Raw genomic sequence first — 18,730 nt, forward strand, 5'->3', positions numbered from 1 at the left:
TAATCATAAGGATGTGGGCAACCGTTTGCACGGGATTTTATTGTGACAAACAAAAACCGCACCGGAAGGTGCGGTTGCGCGGATTAATCTGTAAACGGAATCACCAATTGGCCCGGTTTCACTTCAATTCCTTTAGCAAGTTTCTTCGCCAGCGCTTCGCCTTTGCTGCGGTCTGCACTCAATACATAAGCAGGTCTCTCATTAAAGTAGCGCTTCAGCGACTCATTGAGATATGGCGTGAGAGTTTTCATGATCGATGCCATTTTCTCCGGCTGCACCTGCGCATCGACAATCTCCATGTCATGCAGATAAATCGCGCCTTCCTGTGCGTTGTAAACCGGCTGCGCCTTCATCTTCAGCAGCATTTCGGCCTGCTGCGGGCCAAACAGCGAGCTGACATTGATATTGGCTTTACCCGAGAGCGTTATTTTGCCGGGTTCTTCACGGCCAATCTGGCTGTTGAGATCGCTCAGCACAATGTGCGCATTCACCAGCCCGGAAACGCCGATATCTTTTTCGAAGTTATTGCGCTTTTGCAGCGCCTGATTCACTTCCTGTTCGCTGATGGTGTATTGCGTCAATTGGTTACAGCCGCTGAGTAGCACGGCAAAAAGCAGAGCGAAAAGCCCGGTAAGCGCCTTTTTCATATTGTCCTCATCCTGATCGAAACGGCAAAACAGCGATAGCCTGCCTGAATCAGCGGCATGTGTCACCAGGAGAGAGATGAGAAGCGCCGCAGCGCCTCTCAGGGATGAGGATTATGCGGCGATGGAGGAGAGCAGATTAACCTGGGTTTGTTTCGCCATGTTGTCGCGATAATCGGCAACGCGGCTTGGCCATTCAATGCCGTTGACCAGCGTTAAGGAGCGCAGCAGCGGGAACAGATGAATATCATCTTCCGACAGTTCGCCATTTACCGCATTGGGTTTGACGATCAGCTTGTCGAGCTGACGCAAATCATCGCTGATGTTTTTGATTAAGCCCGGCGCGTGTTTACGCAACTCGCTGAAATCGCCCACGCTGGCCTGCTTCTTCTCGCTGAAGTAGCTACGCGCTTCCGGCGTGGCGAATTCGGCGAAGGAGGCATCGGCGATGCGCGGCAGCAGCAGCTTATTGACGTAGCCATTCACGTGGCGCAGCCAGTCGCTGATCGCAGGATTGCTTTTGCCATTGAGCAGCGGTTGGTGATCGTGTTTATCTACCAGCCGCACAATATCCATACTTTCCGGTACAGCGCTGCCATCGGCCTTTTGCAGAATCGGCGCCATTTTCTGGCCGATCAATTTTTTCGGCGTTTGCTCGTCGTCATTTAGCATAACGATGAGTTCTAATGGCAGATTTTTTAAGCCGAAAATCATGCGTGCTTTGACGCAGAAAGGGCAGTGATCGTAGATGTAGAGTTTCATCCCGTTTCTCCTGTGGTTCTAAGGGTGGCGGAGGTCACCCTTTTTTCGGACGTGCGGGAAGTATGGAAGAGATCTTTGGCGGGGGCAAATTAGCTGCTGAAAATCGCTGGCGCCACCGAACGCGGCTGGAACTGCCACCAAAGCGCCAAAAGGGTGATCATGCCAACGCTGCTCAGCAGCATCCACGGCAGTTCCGGCAGCGCCCATTGCTGGCCCATATCGAACATCCAGCCGCCGCCGGAGTAGCCGATCAAACCGCCAATCGCGAGGCCGAGTCGGCTGAAGCCCATATAGCTGCCGCGCGCACGCGAACTGGCCAGCGAAGCGCTGAGCGTTTCTCGCGCCGGTTCCGCGATGATTGAGCCCAGATAAAAGAGGGCGATCAGCATAAACAGCGACGGCAGCGAATCGGTCATGCCAACCGGTAGCAGGCTGAACGTCATCAGGAACAAGCCGGCCATCAAACGCGTTTCGAGGCGGAAGCGTTTTTCGCTCCAGCGCGCCAGCGGATAGAGCAGGCTTAATGACAGCAGCGCTTCAATCGCGTACATCCACTTCACCGCAGCAGGCGCCCCGGCCACCTGATTCACCATCACCGGCAGCATCAACATCACCTGCACGGCGAGAATGTAGTAGCCGGTCAAAGTCAGCACGTACAGGCGAAAACGCTTGTCCTGCCAGACGCGTTGCATCCCTTCACGCATCGCAATGCGTTCGGTTGAGATGCGCCACGCCGGTAACCAAACGGCGTTAAACAGCGCAGCAGTGACAAACACCGCCGCGCCAACCCAGCACACCAGACGGAAATCCCACGCCAGCAGCCAGCTACCAATCAGCGCACCCAGCACGGCACCGGCGCTGTCCTGCATCATCAGCAGGGAGAAGAAGCGGCCGCGATCGCGTGCGCGTACCAGTTTCATCACCAGCGCGCTGCGTGGCGGATCAAACAGTGTGCCGCCAAGGCCGGAAAGCAAACAGGCAAACCACAGCAGCCAGGGTTCATGTGCCAGCGCCATGCAGGCAAAACCCGCCGCGCGCATCAGCATACCAGTGACGATCAGCGGACGCGCACCAAAACGGTCGGCAATCGCACCGCCGAAGATGCCGAATCCCTGCTGGACGAACTGGCGCAAGCCAAGCGCAATACCGACCATCAATGCGGCCCAGCCCAGCTGTTCGACAAAATGGATGGAAATGAGGGGAAACACCACGAAAAAGCCCATCACAACCAGCATGTTATCCACTAAAAGAAATGTTTTACCGAGGCGTCGTGCCCGCGCAACCCGAGACATGCTAATTCCTGAGCAAATGAGAGGAGATAAGAGACCAATTGGTCTATCTTCCGCCTGCTCAGCGGCGAAAAACAGCTTTCTCAGGATGATATTTTTTCATCGAATCCGCAGAAATATTAATCCTAAATCAGGATGAATCCTGAGGAACGCGTTCAAGGGTTTTACCGCAAGCGGGGTGACGGTTATAGTGAGGAGTATCGCCGCTGGCGTACATCTTTCTTAAGTTATGGATTTCAGGAGTCATGATGTTTGGCTATCGTTCTGCTGGCCCACGCGTGCGCCTCACTACCGATCGCTTAGTGGTGCGTTTAGTACACGAACGCGATGCCTGGCGATTAGCGGATTATTACGCTGAAAATCGTGCGTTTCTTAAGCCGTGGGAACCGGTGCGCGACGAGAGCCATTGTTATCCTTCGGGCTGGCAAGCGCGCCTCGGACTGATCGCCGACATGCATAAACAGGGCTCAGCCTACTATTTTGTGCTGATGGACCCGGAAGAGACCGAAGTGCGTGGTGTGGCGAATTACAGCAACGTGCTGCGCGGATCGTTTCACGCCTGCTATCTCGGCTACTCACTGGGCGAGAAGTGGCAAGGTCAGGGACTGATGTTTGAAGCGCTCACTACCACCCTTCGCTATATGCAACGCCAGCAACGTATTCACCGCATTATGGCTAATTATATGCCGCACAATCAGCGCAGTGGCGATCTGCTGGCGCGTCTTGGATTTGAAAAAGAGGGTTACGCCAAAGATTACTTGTTGATCGATGGGCGCTGGCAGGATCATGTACTCACCGCGTTGACCTGCCGGGAGTGGACCCCGGATCGTCGTGGACAATAATAAAGGATCACCTCAATGAAAATGGCCTTATCCGCGCAGGCATTGCGCGTGATTGGATGCCTGCTGGAGAAGCAGGTCACCACGCCGGATCAATATCCGCTCTCACTTAATGGCGTTGTCACCGCCTGTAATCAGAAATCTAACCGCGAACCGGTGCTCAATCTCAGCGAGATGGAGGTGCAAGCGCAGCTTGATGAGCTGGTGAAAAAGCATCTGGTGACCGCCAATAACGGCTTCGGTCAACGCGTCAGCAAGTATGAACAGCGCTTCTGCAATTCCGCTTTCGGCAATCTGCAACTGAGCAGCGCTGAAGTCGCAGTGCTGACGCTGCTGTTCCTGCGCGGTGCACAGACGCCGGGCGAACTGCGCACCCGCAGCGGCCGTCTGCATGAATTCAGCGATATGAATGAAGTCGAGCAGACGCTTAACGGTTTAAGCACGCGCGAGGATGGCCCAATGGTGGTGCGACTGGCGCGCGAACCGGGCAAACGTGAAAGCCGCTATATGCATCTTTTTGGTGGCGAAGTAGAGGAAGACGCGGCCAGCGCAGAAACCGTCAGTGACAACGGCGATTTAACCGCGCGTGTCGCGCAACTTGAAGAAACGGTTGCTGAGTTGCAGTCGCAACTGCAACAGCTGCTGCAAAAGGAGCACTAATATGACGCTGCGTATTGGCATTGTAGGATTGGGCGGTATCGCGCAGAAAGCATGGCTGCCGGTGTTATCGCAAGCCAGCGGCTGGCAATTAGCGGGTGCGTTTTCGCCCAATCAGGCAAAGGCGCAACCGATCTGCGATAGCTATCGCATACCTTATTTTGGTCAACTGGATGCGCTGGCCGCCGCCAGTGATGCGGTGTTTGTTCACAGCAGCACCGCCAGCCATTACGAAGTGGTTAAAGCGCTGCTGCTGGCGGGCAAAGATGTGTGCGTCGATAAACCGTTAGCCGAAACGCTGCAACAGGCCGAAGCGCTGGTGGCGCTCGCGGACAAGCAGAAGCGCAAGCTGATGGTGGCATTTAACCGCCGCTTTGCGCCGCGTTATCAGCAGCTGAAAAGTGACATGCCACGCGCCGCCTCGCTGCGTATTGAGAAGCACCGTGCGGATAGCGTGGGTCCACAGGATTTGCGTTTTACCCTGCTGGACGATTATCTGCACGTGGTGGACACCGCGCTGTGGCTGGCGGGCGGCAGCCTGACGCGCGAGTTAGGGCATATCGAGACCAATGATGATGGCGCGATGCTGTACGCCGAACACCATTTCTCCGCTGGATCGCTGCAAATCACCACCAGCATGCATCGTCGCGCCGGGACGCAACGCGAAGTCGTCAGCGCCATCTGCGACGGTGATTACATCGAAATTAACGAGATGCGCGACTGGCAGCAGGAAAACCGCGGCGGCATGGTGCGTGATGTGACGCCCGCGTGGCAAAGCCACCTTACTCAGCGCGGTTTCAGCGGCGCAGCGCACCATTTCATCCAGTGTGTTGAAAATCAGACGATGCCTGAAACCAGTGGCGAACAGGCGCTGGCGGCGCAGCGTCTGGTGGAAAAATTGTGGCGCGATGCCGAACGTGAATAATTCCTTGTAACACTCAATGCTGGTCATTTCCCGCCGTGGCAGTAGACTATCGCCGGACATCACGGGATGTCCGCGCTAAGTCGCTCATTTCTCCGACACTTTTCAGGATGCGCCACTCAATATGAATTTGTTGAAATCGCTGGCTGCGGTCAGTTCGATGACCTTGTTTTCCCGCGTACTGGGCTTTGCCCGCGATGCCATTGTGGCGCGCGTTTTCGGCGCAGGAATGGCAACCGATGCCTTCTTTGTTGCCTTCAAACTGCCGAACCTGCTGCGCCGTATCTTCGCTGAAGGCGCGTTTTCTCAGGCGTTCGTGCCGATCCTCGCGGAATATAAAAGCAAGCAGGGCGAAGATGCCACGCGCGTTTTTGTCGCTTACGTCTCCGGTTTACTGACGCTGGTGCTGGCGGTGGTAACCGTGTTAGGGATGATCGCTGCGCCTTGGGTGATTGTGGTGACGGCGCCAGGCTTTGCCGATACCGCCGATAAATTTGCCTTAACCAGCGCACTGCTGCGCGTCACCTTTCCCTATATTCTACTGATCTCGCTGGCCTCGCTGGCGGGCGCGATCCTCAATACCTGGAACCGGTTTTCCGTGCCGGCGTTTGCGCCGACGCTGCTGAACATCAGCATGATTGGTTTTGCTGTCTTCGCTGCGCCGCATTTTAATCCGCCGGTGATGGCGCTGGCGTGGGCCGTGGTGGTCGGCGGCGTGTTGCAGCTGTTCTATCAGTTGCCGCATCTGAAGAAGATTGGCATGCTGGTTTTGCCACGTCTGAATCTGCGCGATGCGGGCGTATGGCGCGTAATGCGTCAAATGGGGCCGGCGATCCTCGGCGTGTCGGTGAGCCAGATTTCACTGATCATCAACACCATTTTCGCCTCCTTTTTGGTTTCCGGTTCGGTTTCGTGGATGTATTACGCCGATCGCCTGATGGAGTTTCCTTCCGGCGTGCTGGGCGTCGCGCTGGGCACCATTTTGCTGCCCTCGCTGGCAAAGAGTTTTGCCAGCGGTAATCAGGAAGAGTATTCACGGTTGATGGATTGGGGCCTGCGCCTCTGCTTCCTGCTGGCGCTGCCGAGCGCGGTGGCGTTGGGCATTTTGTCCGGGCCGCTGACGGTCGCGCTGTTCCAGTACGGAAAATTCACCGCGTTTGATGCCCTGATGACGCAGCGCGCGCTGATTGCCTATTCAGTGGGTTTGATGGGGCTGATCGTGGTGAAAGTGCTGGCACCCGGCTTCTATTCTCGTCAGGACATTAAAACTCCGGTGAAAATTGCCATTGTGACGCTGATTGTGACGCAGCTGATGAACCTGGCGTTTATCGGCCCGCTCAAACATGCCGGTTTGTCGCTGTCGATCGGTCTGGCCGCTTGCCTGAATGCGGCGCTGCTGTACTGGCAACTGCGTAAGCAGGATATCTTCCAGCCGCAGCCTGGCTGGTTCAGTTTCCTGACCCGTTTGCTGATTGCCGTAGTGGTAATGGCCGCAGCACTGTTTGGCATTCTGCAGGTGATGCCGGCTTGGGAAGAGGGGCAGATGTGGTGGCGCCTGATTCGTCTGGCGGCGGTCTGCGCCATTGGCGGCGGCGCATACTTTGTGATGCTTGGTCTGCTCGGCTTCCGCCCGCGCGACTTCGCGCGCCGCACGCTGGTATAAAATTATGCTCCCACGCAGACGGAAGTTTGTTTTGGTCCGGCGGTCCTCGCGCCGCTTCGCGGTACCTTCACTGCGTACGTCAGCCTGACGGACCGGCTCAGACGGGACTTCCTTGTCCCGGCTGAGCCTTTCGCCCGCGTCCTGCGGGCAAATCCTGGCTTCCTTTCTCCGTTCAGCGCTGCGGATGCCTGCCCAAAACAAACTTCCGTCTGCTGCTTATCACTGGTGCGCTGTGCTTAAAAGCACAACAAAAAGGCCGCCATCCCAAAAGATAGCAGCCTCTTCAAACCCACATTTTCTACCCTTTACGACTTAGCGTCGCCTGACCTTTACCCAAACCATCCGGGCCATAAAACGCCTGGGTTTGGTGGGGTCGCAACACGGCCAATGCTTCATTGGTGTAGCCAATTTGATGCTGCAACAAAATCCCGTTATGCGTATTGGCATCGCGCAAGCGGCGCGTGTGTTGCTGAATACGCATCCAGCGGCTTTCGCGATCGCTGTGATCACCATAGGGCGCCTGCGTGCCGAGCGTTTTCTCGGTGGTGCGGCGCATCTCGTCCAGATAATTCAACGTCGTCAGCAGCGCGCTTTTATCTTCAGAAATACGCTGCAGCAGGTTGCCATTGATCTGGCTGGCAGAAAGTTGCTGTTGTTCTTCATCCATTACCACCGCAAGGGATGTCAGCACGTCCTGCATTTTGTCTAAGGTGATCAGCAGATGGTCCATTGGGATTAGTTACCCTCTAAATACGCCTTGGTATCGGCGATCAGCGCGTCGGCGATCTTACCGGTATCCATTTTCAATTCGCCATTACGAATGGCCGTCTTCAGCTGCTCAACGCGCGCTGTATTAATATCTTTGCTGCCAGGCTGCATCAGTTGCGCCTGCGCGGTACTCAACTTCACTTCCGCACCGCTTTCGCTGGTGGTGCTGGCTGCTGGCGTCGCGCTCTGACGCACTTTGCTGCTGTTATCGTTATTGTCGCGTGTTTGAACAGTGCTAACCGGATTCGTAGGCTGCGTTCTGTCGATGCTCATGGTAAGGCTCCTGTAAGGTCAGTTGGGGGTCAGCCAACTGAGTCAGCATAGGGTAATGTCTTTGTTGATATCTCTATCGGCAGAACAACAGGGTTCTTTAACGCTTTATAGCGATATCAGAATATTCCCATCCGCGTCGACGCGACCACTGACAACCTGACCATTTCCCATCCTCACGCGCACCATTTGTGCCGCGCTGGCGTTGTTCAGCGCACGTCCTTCGCTGCTGGCATTAAACCCGTTTCCACTGGCGACTACCATCACATTTTGACCGGCTTTTACGCGCCACGGCTGACGTACCATGGTGGCGGTGACCGGCTGTCCTGGCGGGATATCGCGCAGCGCGACCGCATCGACGACGCCGCTGCTGTCCATCAATGCGCGTGCTGGCAGTTCATCGAGGCGTCCGGTTGCCAGACGCACGTCCGTCGGGCTGAGATTGCTGCCGCGCGCCACCTGACGGCTCGCCACCAGATATTGCCCGGTGACCTGCACCTGAACCTGCAGGAAACGACGATTTTGATCGCAGTTGGCGGCGATGCTGATGTTGCCCCACTGACGGCTATTGCCCGGCAGCTGCAGTTCAGGGGTTTCGCAGTTTGGCCACTGCGCCTGTGGCGTACGCAACACCACCGTCATGCCGGCGGCATGTTGTGGGTCGCGCGCTTTAAAAAATTGGGTCAACTGCGCGGTAAGGTCCGCAGCAGAACTGGGTAGCGCCAGTGCCAGCAAAAGTATGGCTAGCAAGGTGGAATATCTGCGCATAACGCCTCCTGACGAGAAGATGGCACTGAGTCTACGCCTCGCGCAAAAAAATCAATGTCAAAAATAGCCGTCATTTTTGCTGCTATTCAGACGATCACCCTTGCATTTGTCCACTTAAGCTGTCAGCTCGAAATTCTCATTCGCGGAGGAAGCATGCTCGACAAACTCGATGCCGCGCTGCGATTTGGTACTGAAGCGTTAAACCTACGTGCTCAGCGTCAGGAAATCCTGGCGTCAAACATTGCCAACGCCGATACCCCGGGCTACCAGGCGCGGGATATCGACTTTGCCAGCCAGCTGAGCAAGGTGATGCAAAACGGTCGCGCCGAAGGCAGCAGTCTGGCGCTGAATGTGACGTCCTCACGCCACATTGAAGCGCAAACCAACTCTCAGCCGTCACTGGATCTGCTGTACCGCATTCCCGATCAACCCGCCGCGGATGGCAACACCGTGGATATGGATCGCGAACGTACGCAGTTTGCTGATAACAGCCTGAAATACCAAACCGATCTCACCCTCATCAGTAGCCAGATCAAAGGCATGATGAGCGTTCTGCAGGGGCAATAAGCATGGCATTGCTGAATATCTTTGATATCGCCGGTTCTGCGATGACAGCGCAATCACAGCGCCTCAACGTCAGCGCCAGTAACCTGGCCAACGCCGACAGCGTGACCGGCCCAGATGGCCAGCCTTACGTGGCGAAGCAGGTGATTTTCCAGACCGACGCCGCACAAGGTGCAGCCACCGGCGGCGTGAAGGTCGCTGGCGTGGTGAACGATCCTACCCCGGCAAAACTGGTGTACGACCCGGGCAATCCGCTGGCGGATCAGAAGGGCTACGTCAAGATGCCAAACGTTGATGTGGTGTCCGAAACCGTTAACACCATGTCCGCGTCGCGCAGCTACCAGGCCAACGTTGAAGTGCTGAACACGGTGAAGTCAATGATGATGAAAACTCTCACTATCGGTCAGTAACGGAGAACGAATATGAGCGTAGCAGTAGGAATTAAAGACAGTCTGGACCCAACGGTACTGACCTCCAGTAGCGCTTCGAGCGGTAACTCTTCCGCCGACCTGCAGAATCAGTTCCTGAACATGCTGGTGGCGCAGCTGAAAAACCAGGATCCCACTAATCCTATGGATAACAGCCAGCTCACCACGCAGTTGGCACAGATCAACACCCTGAGCGGTATTGAAAAGCTGAATACCACGCTGGGATCCATCTCCGGCCAGATCACTACCAGCCAGTCGCTGCAGAGTTCAACGCTGATTGGTCACGGTGTGATGGTCAATGGTTCGCAGGTATTGGTGGGCAGCGGTACGACTACGCCGTTTGGCATTGAGCTGGCGACAGCGTCCACGGCCACCAGTGTCACGATTAAAGACAGTAACGGCGCCACGGTCCGCACCATTGACCTCGGCAAACTGAGCTCTGGCGTCCACACCTTCTCGTGGGACGGCAAGCTGGATGACGGTTCTACCGCCGCGGATGGCAAATATTCTGTTTCGCTGGCCGCCAGCAATGGCAGCACGCAACTGGTGGCGCAGCCGCTGAACTATGCCTACGTCAATGGCGTCAGCACCACTGATGGCACCACAAAACTGGATCTCGGCACCATGGGCTCCGCAACCCTCGATGAAATTCGTCAGATTCTCTGATTAACCTTTTAGCAGGAGAGATTACATGTCTTTTTCACAAGCGGTGAGCGGCCTCAATGCTGCCTCCAGCAATCTGGATGTGATTGGTAACAACATCGCCAACTCCGCCACAGCCGGTTTTAAATCCAGCACCATTGCTTTTGCCGATATGTTTGCCGGCTCTAACGTGGGTTTGGGTACCAAAGTTGCCGCCGTCATTCAGGACTTTGGTGATGGAAGTACAACGTCAACCAGTCGTGGACTGGATGTGGCACTGAGCGGCAACGGTTTCTTCCGCATGACCGACGCCAGCGGCGGCGTGTTCTATTCCCGTAACGGCCAGTTCACGCTGGATGCCAACCGTAACCTGGTGAACACCCAGGGTCTGAACGTCACCGGCTATCCGGCCAGCGGCACACCGCCAACCATTCAGACCGGTGCCAACCCAGTGGCGCTGAGTATTCCAACCACGCAGATGGGGGCACGTGCAACAACAACAGCTACCCAGGTTGCCAACCTGAACTCCACCAGCACCACCCCGACGGTCACTCCGTTTGATAAGTCCAACGTTGATAGCTACAACGCGAAAACCACCATGACGGTGTACGACACGCAGGGTAACGATCACCAGTTAGACATGTACTACATCAAAACGGCGGATAACACCTGGACCGTGCATATGGTTGACTCCACCACCGGTAATGAAGTTGGTAATACTGCGGGCGGTGACAACCTGGGTTATCAGATGCAATTTGATGCTAACGGTAAGCTGACGCAGGTGGGGAAAATCACTGCAACGGGTGTTGCTGACACCAGCGCTTCCCTGGCAAACCTGGTTGTGGACGGCACCAACGGGGCGAATGGCATGAACATCAGCCTGAGCATGTTGGGTAGCCTGCAGCAAAACACCGGTGCGACCACTTTTGGTAACCCAACGCAAGACGGTTATCAGCCTGGCGATCTCACCAGCTACACCATCAATGATGACGGCACCATTACTGGCACCTACTCCAACCAGAAAACCCAACTTCTGGGACAAATTGTCTTGTCGAGTTTCTCTAACCCGGAAGGTCTGAAGTCTGAAGGTGACAACGTCTGGTCTGCCACCAGCTCATCAGGTCAGGCCGCCACTGGTCTGGCAGGCACCGGTACTTACGGCAACCTGACTTCAGGTGCGCTGGAAGCGTCCAACGTCGATATGAGCAAAGAGCTGGTGAACATGATCGTTGCGCAGCGTAACTATCAGGCCAACAGCCAGACCATCAAAACTCAGGACCAGATTCTTAACACCCTGGTTAACTTACGTTAATTCGCTAACGGGATTGCTTTATGGATCACGCAATATATACCGCCATGGGCGCGGCCAGTCAGACGTTGGATCAGCAGTCGGTAACGGCCAGCAACCTCGCCAACGCCTCAACGCCAGGCTTTCGTGCTCAGCTCAACGCGTTGCGCGCGGTGCCGGTCAGCGGCTGGTCGCTGCCGACGCGTACGCTGGTTGCCGCTTCCACGCCGGGCGCCGATATGTCACCGGGCTCGATGGACAACACCGGCCGCACGCTGGATGTGGGCGTTGCGCAGGACGGCTGGTTGGCAGTGCGTGCCGCTGACGGTACCGAAGCTTATACCCGCAACGGCAATATGCAGATCAGCGCGACCGGTATTTTGACTATTCAGGGCAATCCCGTAATGGGCGATGGGGGTCCGATCGCCATCCCGCAAGGCGCTGAATTGACCATCGCGGCAGACGGGACCATCACCTCGCGTAACGCCGGTGATGCACCCAATGCCACGGTGCAGATTGGTCGCCTGAAGCTGGTGCGCGCCACCGGTAAAGAGATGCAACGCGGTGATGACGGCATGTTCCGTCCTAATCAGCAAACCCAGGCGACGCGCGGCGCTGCGCTGGCAAATGATGCCACCATGACGGTGATGCCCGGCGTGCTGGAGGGCAGTAACGTCAAGCCGGTGGAAACCATGGTCGATATGATCGCCAACGCCCGACGTTTTGAGATGCAGATGAAAGTGATCTCCAACGTCGATGAAAACGAACAAAAAGCTAACAGCTTGCTCAACATGAGCAGCTAAGGCGTAAGGAAAACACCATGATTCGTTCTTTATGGATCGCCAAAACCGGTCTTGACGCTCAGCAAACCAACATGGACGTCATCTCCAACAACCTCGCGAACGTAAGCACCAACGGCTTTAAACGTTCGCGCGCGGTATTCGAAGATTTGATGTACCAAACCCTGCGTCAGCCGGGCACCCAGTCGTCGGAGCAAACCACGCTGCCGTCTGGTTTGCAGATAGGTACCGGTGTGCGTCCTGTCACCACTGAACGTCTGCATCAGCAGGGTAACCTGTCGCAGACCAGCAACTCGAAAGACGTGGCGATTAACGGCCAGGGTTATTTCGAAGTGCAGATGCCGGACGGCACCTCGGCGTATACCCGTGATGGTTCATTCCAGGTTGACCAGAACGGTCAGCTGGTGACTAACGCCGGCTATCCGGTACAGCCAGGCATCACTATTCCGGCCAACGCCACCAGCATCACGATCTCGCGCGATGGCGTGGTGAGCGTAACGCAGCAGGGCCAGACCAACCCGGCGCAGGTCGGTCAGCTGACGCTGAGCACCTTTATGAACGATGCGGGTCTGAACAGCCAGGGTGAAAACCTCTATCAGGAGACGCAGGCATCCGGTGCGGCGACGCAGAGTACGCCAGGCCAGAACGGCGCGGGTCTGCTGTATCAGGGTTATGTCGAAACCTCGAACGTCAACGTGGCGGAAGAGCTGGTCACCATGATTCAGACGCAGCGCGCCTACGAGATCAACAGTAAAGCGATCAGCACCTCCGATCAGATGCTGGCGAAATTAACCCAGCTGTAATGCTGGTGTCGTTGGGCCAGCTCCGCTGGCCTGATTAAGCAACATGAAGAAGGTCAAAAAGTGGCGAAGCAAGTGATTCTCAAGCCTGGTCATTGGTTGGTAGCCACGCTGCTACTCACGCTTAACGGTTGTGCGCTGGTTCCGCGCACACCACTGGTACAGGGATCGACTACGGCAGAGCCGACGCCATCCGCACCGCCGGTGGTGAACGGTTCCATTTTTCAGGGCGTCGCACCGCTGAACTACGGCTATCAGCCACTGTTTGAGGATCGTCGTCCACGCAACATTGGCGATACATTGACGATCACCTTGCAGGAAAACGTCAGCGCCAGCAAAAGTTCTTCGGCCAATGCCAGCCGCGATGGCAGCAACAGCTTTGGTGTGACGGGTGTACCAACCGGCCTGAGCGGTCTGGTGGGTGCCGGTGGCGAAAAAGCCACGCTGGATGCCAATGGCAAAAATGACTTCGCTGGTAAAGGTGGTGCGACGGCCAACAACACCTTTACGGGCACCATCACCGTCACCGTCAATCAGGTGTTGTCGAACGGCAACCTGCGCGTGGTGGGTGAGAAACAGATCGAAATTAACCAGGGCACCGAATTTATCCGGTTCTCGGGCGTGGTTAACCCACGCACCATCAGCGCCAGCAACGCGGTGCTGTCAACGCAGGTGGCCGATGCACGTATTGAGTACGTCGGAAATGGTTATATCAATGAAGCGCAGACGATGGGCTGGTTCCAGCGTTTCTTCCTGAACGTCTCGCCGATGTAAGAGGTAGTAACAATGAATATGACGACTCTGCTCCGCCTGAGCCTTGGCATGCTGCTCGGTTTCAGCTTACTGGCGCATGCTGACCGCATCCGCGATCTGACCTCCGTACAGGGCGTGCGCGACAACCAGCTGATCGGTTACGGTTTGGTGGTGGGCCTTGATGGTACCGGTGACCAGACCACCCAAACGCCGTTCACCACCCAAACCGTGAGCAACATGCTCTCCCAGCTCGGCATTACTGTGCCGGCTGGCACCAATATGCAGCTGAAAAACGTAGCGGCCGTGATGGTGACCGCCAAGCTGCCAACCTTTGCGCGTCAGGGGCAAACCGTTGATGTGGTGGTTTCTTCGCTGGGTAACGCCAAGAGTTTGCGCGGCGGTACGCTGCTGATGACGCCGATGAAAGGCGTCGATAACCAGGTTTATGCGCTGGCGCAGGGTAACATTCTGGTCGGCGGTGCCGGCGCTTCAGCCGGTGGCAGCAGCGTGCAGGTTAACCAGCTGAACGGTGGCCGCATTACCGGCGGTGCCACGGTAGAGCGTGAACTGCAAAGCAACTTTGGTAGCCAGAACACCATTAACCTGCAGCTGAATAATGAAGATTTCAGCATGGCGCAGCGCATTGCCGACGCCATCAACAGCCGTGGGATTGGTTCGGCGCAGCCGCTGGATGCCCGTACTGTGCAGATTCGCGTCTCGCCTAATAACAGTTCTCAGGTGCGTCTGCTGGCCGAAATTCAGAACCTTGATGTTGCGGTGCCGCTCGAAGATGCCAAGGTGATTATTAACTCACGTACCGGTTCGGTGGTGATGAACCGCGAAGTGACGCTCAACACCTGTGCGGTGGCGCAGGGCAATCTGTCGGTTACCGTCAATCAGCAGCAGAACGTCAGTCAGCCGGATACGCCATTGGCGGGTGGGCAGACTGTGACCACCAACAATACCCAGATCGATCTGCGTCAGAGTGGCGGCGCGCTGCAACGGGTTAACGCCAGCGCCAACCTCAATAATGTGGTACGTGCACTGAATGCGCTGGGTGCGTCACCGATTGAGCTGATGTCGATTTTGCAATCGATGGAAAGCGCAGGCTGCTTGCGCGCCAAACTGGAAATTATCTGATGAACGATACGCAATCGCTGGTGAATGCGGCGTACGACAGCCGCTCGCTGAACGACCTTAAACGTGAAGCCGCCGCCGACCCGAAAGGGAAGGCGATGCAGGTGGCCAAACAGGTGGAAGGGATGTTCGTGCAGATGATGATGAAAAGCATGCGTGCAGCGCTGCCGCAGGATGGCCTGCTGAGCAACGATCAGACGCGGCTTTTCACCTCGATGTACGATCAGCAGATTGCGCAGGACATCGGCAAACGTGGTCTCGGCATGGCCGATATCATCGTTAAGCAGATGCAGCCCGCTCAGGAGCCGGACGAAACCGCCGGTACGGTGCCGATGAAGCTGGATAACAGCTTCATCTATAGCAACCTGCCGTCGAATCAGCTGGAGCAGATGGTGCGTAAGGCGGTGCCGCGTTTGCCGGTCTCGCCCAGCAGTTTGCCGAGCGACAGCAACGACTTTATCGCGCAGCTGGCGCAGCCGGCGCAGGTCGCCAGCCAGCAGAGCGGTATTCCGCATCACCTGATTCTGGCGCAGGCCGCACTGGAATCCGGCTGGGGCCAGCGACAGATTCTGACGCGTGACGGCAAGCCGAGTTACAACGTGTTTGGCATCAAGGCGAGCGGCGACTGGAAGGGCGAAACCACCGATATCATGACCACCGAATACGAAGGCGGGGCAGCGAAGAAAGTGCGCGCCAGTTTCCGTGTGTATGGTTCCTATATGGAAGCGCTCAGCGATTACGTCAAACTGCTGTCCAATAATCCTCGTTATGCCGCCGTTGCCAACGCACCGAGTGCCGAGCAGGGCGCGCGTGCCTTGCAAGCCGCCGGTTACGCCACCGATCCAAAGTATGCGCAGAAACTGGTGGGAATGATCCAGCAATTCAAAAACATGGGCAAAAAAGTGGTGAAGGCGTACAGCAACGACATCACCGATTTGTTCTGATTTTTGCTCTCAAGTTTCACTTAAGCACGCCGATAACAATCACATGCCGCGGGCGTCCTCGTCCGCGCAATCGCACTGATGACTGCCAGCCCGGTTAACGGGAAATTAAGGAACCGAGATGTCAAGCATAATTAACTCAGCGATGAGTGGGCTGAGCGCCGCACAGGCTGCATTAAGCACCACCAGTAACAACATCAGTAATTACACGGTAGCGGGCTATTCGCGTCAGACGGCGATTTTGTCGCAGTCGAACAGCACCTTGCAGGGCAACAGCTATTACGGCAACGGTGTAACGCTCTCCGGCGTACAGCGTGAATACGATGAGTTCATTACTGCGCAATTGCGTGGCTCCAGCGCCAATTACAGCGCAGTGAACACGCAATACAACCAAATTTCCAACATTGACGATCTGCTGTCGACGTCGACCACCAGCTTGTCGACCTCAATCCAAAGCTTCTTCACCAACGTGCAGAACGTGGTGAGTAACGCCAACGACCCGTCGGCGCGTCAGTCAATGCTGAGCTACGCACAAGGCCTGGTGAACCAATTCCAGACCACCGCGCAGTATCTCAACAATATGCAGAACAGCGTTAATACGGATATCGCCTCGAACGTCGATCAGATCAACACCTTCACCAGCCAGATTGCCGACCTGAACAGCCAGATTGCCAAACTGACCACCGGTGGTGGCGCGGCGCCGAACAATTTGCTGGATCAGCGCGATCAGCTGGTGAATAGCCTGAACAATGTGGTGGGCGTGAACGTATCCCAGCAGGACGGCAGCTATATTGTCTCGATGGGCAGTGTGACGTTGGTGAATGGTAAAAACTCCACCAGCTTAGTGGCGATGCCGTCCAGCAGCGATTCAACACGTACCACCGTCGGTTATGTCGATAAGCAGGCGGGTAACGTTGAGATCCCTGAAAAGACGCTAACCACCGGTTCACTCGGCGGTTTGCTGGCGTTCCGCACCCAGGATCTGGATACCGCGCAAAATCAGCTCGGCCAGTTAGCGGCAGCGTTCACCACCAGCTTCAATACTGTGCACAGCGAAGGTTATGACAGCAACGGCGACCAGGGGGGCAACTTCTTTAATATCGGTTCGCCAACCGTGGTGGGTAACAGCAAAAATACCTCAGCGGCTACCGTTACGGCGGCATGGTCAGACACCAGCGCGATGAAAGCCTCTAACTACACCGTAAGTTATGATGGCAGCAACTGGTCGGTGACCCGCATGTCTGACAACGTGAAGTTTAGCGTTACGCCAGATGCGACCGACGGCACCCTCAACTTTGATGGCCTGAAACTGACGGTGAGCACCTCACCCGCGCCTAACGCGAAAGACAGTTTCCTGGTCAAACCGGTCCAGAACGTCATTGCGGGCATGTCGGTCGCGATCACCGATGAGTCGCAAATTGCTGCAGCATCCAGCGCAACCAGCGGTGAAAGTGATAACCGTAACGCGCAGAAATTGTTGGATCTGCAGGATAGCAAGCTGGTGAATGGTAATGCGACCATCGCCCAGGCTTACGCCAGCATTGTCAGCACCGTCGGTAATAAAACCAGTACATTAAAAACCGCCAGCACCACTCAGGAGAACGTGGTGACACAGCTCAGCGATCGCCAGCAGTCAGTATCCGGGGTCAACCTTGATGAAGAGTATTCGAATCTGACTAAGTATCAGCAGTTCTATATGGCGAACGCGCAAGTGCTGCAAACAGCGAGTACCATTTTTAATGCGCTGATGGGCATCCGCGGCTAAGCATAGAGGATAAAAACCATGCGTCTTAGTACCAATATGATTTTCAACCAGCAGGTGCGCGGGATCACCGATTCGCAAGCTTCCTGGTTAAAAGTAGGTGAGCAACTCTCTAGCGGACTGCGCGTCAGCAATCCTTCAGATGATCCTATCGCCGCCTCACGTGCCGTCGTGCTTTCGCAATCGCAGGCGAAAAGTACCCAATATGCCACGGCACGCAGCTTTGCCGATCAGAGCTTGTCGATGGAAGAGAACGCACTCTCCAGCGTGACCAGCAGCATCCAGGATGCGCAAACCATGATTGTGTATGGTTCTACCGGTACGCTGAGCGACGATGACCGTGCTTCTATTGCCACCAAATTAGAAGGCATTCGCTCACAATTACTTAACCAGGCCAATAGCCGTGATGGTAATGGACGATACATTTTTGCGGGCTATCAGACTGATGTCGCACCTTTCAGCGATGCCGGTGCGCCGGCCGGTGTCACTTATGTGGGTGGCGCGGATGCCATTACGCAGAAAGTCGATGATGGTCGCACGATGGCGGTGAGTAGCACAGGATCGTCAGTATTTATGTCGATAACCAGCAACGCGAAAGCCGAGCCGGACGGCAGTCCCAGCGAGACCAATCTGTTTAACATGCTCGATAGTGCAATTGCAGCGTTAAAAACGCCGCAGGATGATGCTGATGATGCAACCAAGCAGGTTTTCCAGGATGCCATGGATAAAACCAACCGTGGCTTGAGCAACTCCTTGAACAACGTGCTGGCAGTGCGTTCAGCCGTGGGCTCACAGCTGGCTGAACTCGATACGCTGGACGCTCAGGGTGATGACCGTGACACCATTATGGCATCGCAAATGACGGATCTGGTGCAGGTTGATTACACCCAAGCCATTTCAAGCTACACCATGCAACAAACCGCCTTGCAAGCTTCGTATAAGACCTTTACCGATATGTCGAAGCTGTCACTGTTCCAGCTTAATTCGTAATTGACCTGAACCTTTGAGCGTACTTTAACCGGGTGCGCTTAGT

General features: G+C 55.8%; 21 protein-coding genes. 15 read left to right on the forward strand and 6 right to left on the reverse strand.

Features of this window, described 5'->3' with window-relative positions; translation table 11 throughout:
• Window positions 1–83 precede the first annotated feature (83 nt).
• The 3 genes from DEU53_RS02345 to mdtH all read right to left on the reverse strand — a co-directional run bounded on the left by DEU53_RS02345 (window position 84) and on the right by mdtH (window position 2,698).
• Entirely contained in the window at window positions 84–647 is a 564-nt protein-coding gene (locus DEU53_RS02345; protein WP_101760859.1) for a lipoprotein, read from the reverse strand.
• 111 nt (window positions 648–758) lie between these two features.
• Complete coding sequence (grxB, locus tag DEU53_RS02350) at window positions 759–1,406, reverse strand: glutaredoxin 2 (RefSeq protein ID WP_110865912.1); 648 nt, start codon at window positions 1,404–1,406, stop codon at window positions 759–761.
• Between the two features lie 89 nt (window positions 1,407–1,495).
• Window positions 1,496–2,698, reverse strand: coding sequence for a multidrug efflux MFS transporter MdtH (gene mdtH / locus DEU53_RS02355; protein ID WP_101760857.1), 1,203 nt, complete (start codon window positions 2,696–2,698; stop codon window positions 1,496–1,498).
• A 245-nt stretch (window positions 2,699–2,943) separates the two neighbouring features.
• Here mdtH and rimJ point away from each other — a divergent pair, with 245 nt between their 5' ends.
• The 4 genes from rimJ to murJ all read left to right on the forward strand — a co-directional run bounded on the left by rimJ (window position 2,944) and on the right by murJ (window position 6,776).
• A complete protein-coding gene (gene rimJ, locus DEU53_RS02360; protein WP_101760856.1) occupies window positions 2,944–3,537 on the forward strand; it encodes a ribosomal protein S5-alanine N-acetyltransferase in 594 nt (197 codons plus the stop codon).
• Between the two features lie 15 nt (window positions 3,538–3,552).
• Window positions 3,553–4,194 carry a DUF480 domain-containing protein gene (locus DEU53_RS02365; protein ID WP_110865913.1) on the forward strand — a complete coding sequence of 214 codons (642 nt, stop codon included), beginning with the start codon at window positions 3,553–3,555 and terminating at the stop codon, window positions 4,192–4,194.
• 1 nt (window position 4,195) lies between these two features.
• Window positions 4,196–5,116: a Gfo/Idh/MocA family protein gene (locus tag DEU53_RS02370; protein ID WP_110865914.1), complete on the forward strand. Its 921-nt coding sequence runs from the start codon at window positions 4,196–4,198 to the stop codon at window positions 5,114–5,116.
• Window positions 5,117–5,237: 121 nt separating this feature from the next.
• Window positions 5,238–6,776, forward strand: a complete 1,539-nt coding sequence (murJ, locus tag DEU53_RS02375; protein ID WP_101760853.1) for a murein biosynthesis integral membrane protein MurJ — start codon at window positions 5,238–5,240, stop codon at window positions 6,774–6,776.
• 298 nt (window positions 6,777–7,074) lie between these two features.
• Here the strand turns inward: murJ and flgN are convergent, their stop codons facing one another.
• The 3 genes from flgN to flgA all read right to left on the reverse strand — a co-directional run bounded on the left by flgN (window position 7,075) and on the right by flgA (window position 8,582).
• On the reverse strand, window positions 7,075–7,506 hold the full coding sequence (gene flgN, locus DEU53_RS02380) for a flagellar export chaperone FlgN (protein WP_110865915.1): 432 nt from the start codon (window positions 7,504–7,506) through the stop codon (window positions 7,075–7,077).
• A gap of 5 nt (window positions 7,507–7,511) precedes the next feature.
• Complete coding sequence (gene flgM, locus DEU53_RS02385) at window positions 7,512–7,817, reverse strand: flagellar biosynthesis anti-sigma factor FlgM (protein WP_101760851.1); 306 nt, start codon at window positions 7,815–7,817, stop codon at window positions 7,512–7,514.
• A 105-nt stretch (window positions 7,818–7,922) separates the two neighbouring features.
• The gene (flgA, locus tag DEU53_RS02390) at window positions 7,923–8,582 is read right to left on the reverse strand and encodes a flagellar basal body P-ring formation chaperone FlgA (RefSeq protein WP_110865916.1); all 660 of its coding nucleotides are present in this window, start codon (window positions 8,580–8,582) and stop codon (window positions 7,923–7,925) included.
• 153 nt (window positions 8,583–8,735) lie between these two features.
• Here flgA and flgB point away from each other — a divergent pair, with 153 nt between their 5' ends.
• From flgB to flgL, 11 genes are all read left to right on the forward strand, one after another.
• Window positions 8,736–9,149: a flagellar basal body rod protein FlgB gene (gene flgB, locus DEU53_RS02395; protein WP_008103091.1), complete on the forward strand. Its 414-nt coding sequence runs from the start codon at window positions 8,736–8,738 to the stop codon at window positions 9,147–9,149.
• A 2-nt stretch (window positions 9,150–9,151) separates the two neighbouring features.
• Entirely contained in the window at window positions 9,152–9,556 is a 405-nt protein-coding gene (gene flgC / locus DEU53_RS02400) for a flagellar basal body rod protein FlgC (RefSeq protein ID WP_064740862.1), read from the forward strand.
• Between the two features lie 12 nt (window positions 9,557–9,568).
• Window positions 9,569–10,240: a flagellar hook assembly protein FlgD gene (gene flgD / locus DEU53_RS02405; protein ID WP_110865917.1), complete on the forward strand. Its 672-nt coding sequence runs from the start codon at window positions 9,569–9,571 to the stop codon at window positions 10,238–10,240.
• 25 nt (window positions 10,241–10,265) lie between these two features.
• Entirely contained in the window at window positions 10,266–11,528 is a 1,263-nt protein-coding gene (gene flgE / locus DEU53_RS02410) for a flagellar hook protein FlgE (protein ID WP_110865918.1), read from the forward strand.
• A gap of 20 nt (window positions 11,529–11,548) precedes the next feature.
• Window positions 11,549–12,307 carry a flagellar basal body rod protein FlgF gene (locus tag DEU53_RS02415; protein ID WP_101760847.1) on the forward strand — a complete coding sequence of 253 codons (759 nt, stop codon included), beginning with the start codon at window positions 11,549–11,551 and terminating at the stop codon, window positions 12,305–12,307.
• Window positions 12,308–12,324: 17 nt separating this feature from the next.
• Window positions 12,325–13,107, forward strand: coding sequence for a flagellar basal-body rod protein FlgG (gene flgG / locus DEU53_RS02420; protein ID WP_007885801.1), 783 nt, complete (start codon window positions 12,325–12,327; stop codon window positions 13,105–13,107).
• A gap of 60 nt (window positions 13,108–13,167) precedes the next feature.
• A complete protein-coding gene (locus DEU53_RS02425; protein WP_097094260.1) occupies window positions 13,168–13,878 on the forward strand; it encodes a flagellar basal body L-ring protein FlgH in 711 nt (236 codons plus the stop codon).
• A 12-nt stretch (window positions 13,879–13,890) separates the two neighbouring features.
• Window positions 13,891–14,997: a flagellar basal body P-ring protein FlgI gene (locus tag DEU53_RS02430; protein ID WP_101760846.1), complete on the forward strand. Its 1,107-nt coding sequence runs from the start codon at window positions 13,891–13,893 to the stop codon at window positions 14,995–14,997.
• A complete protein-coding gene (flgJ, locus tag DEU53_RS02435) occupies window positions 14,997–15,938 on the forward strand; it encodes a flagellar assembly peptidoglycan hydrolase FlgJ (protein ID WP_110865919.1) in 942 nt (313 codons plus the stop codon). Before DEU53_RS02430 ends, flgJ begins: the two co-directional genes overlap by 1 nt.
• Window positions 15,939–16,056: 118 nt before the next feature.
• Window positions 16,057–17,700, forward strand: coding sequence for a flagellar hook-associated protein FlgK (gene flgK / locus DEU53_RS02440; protein ID WP_110865920.1), 1,644 nt, complete (start codon window positions 16,057–16,059; stop codon window positions 17,698–17,700).
• 18 nt (window positions 17,701–17,718) lie between these two features.
• Window positions 17,719–18,687, forward strand: coding sequence for a flagellar hook-associated protein FlgL (gene flgL / locus DEU53_RS02445; RefSeq protein ID WP_110865921.1), 969 nt, complete (start codon window positions 17,719–17,721; stop codon window positions 18,685–18,687).
• Window positions 18,688–18,730 lie beyond the last annotated feature (43 nt).

The sequence above is a fragment of the Pantoea sp. AG1095 genome, assembly GCF_003208415.1.
Taxonomy (GTDB): domain Bacteria; phylum Pseudomonadota; class Gammaproteobacteria; order Enterobacterales; family Enterobacteriaceae; genus Pantoea; species Pantoea leporis.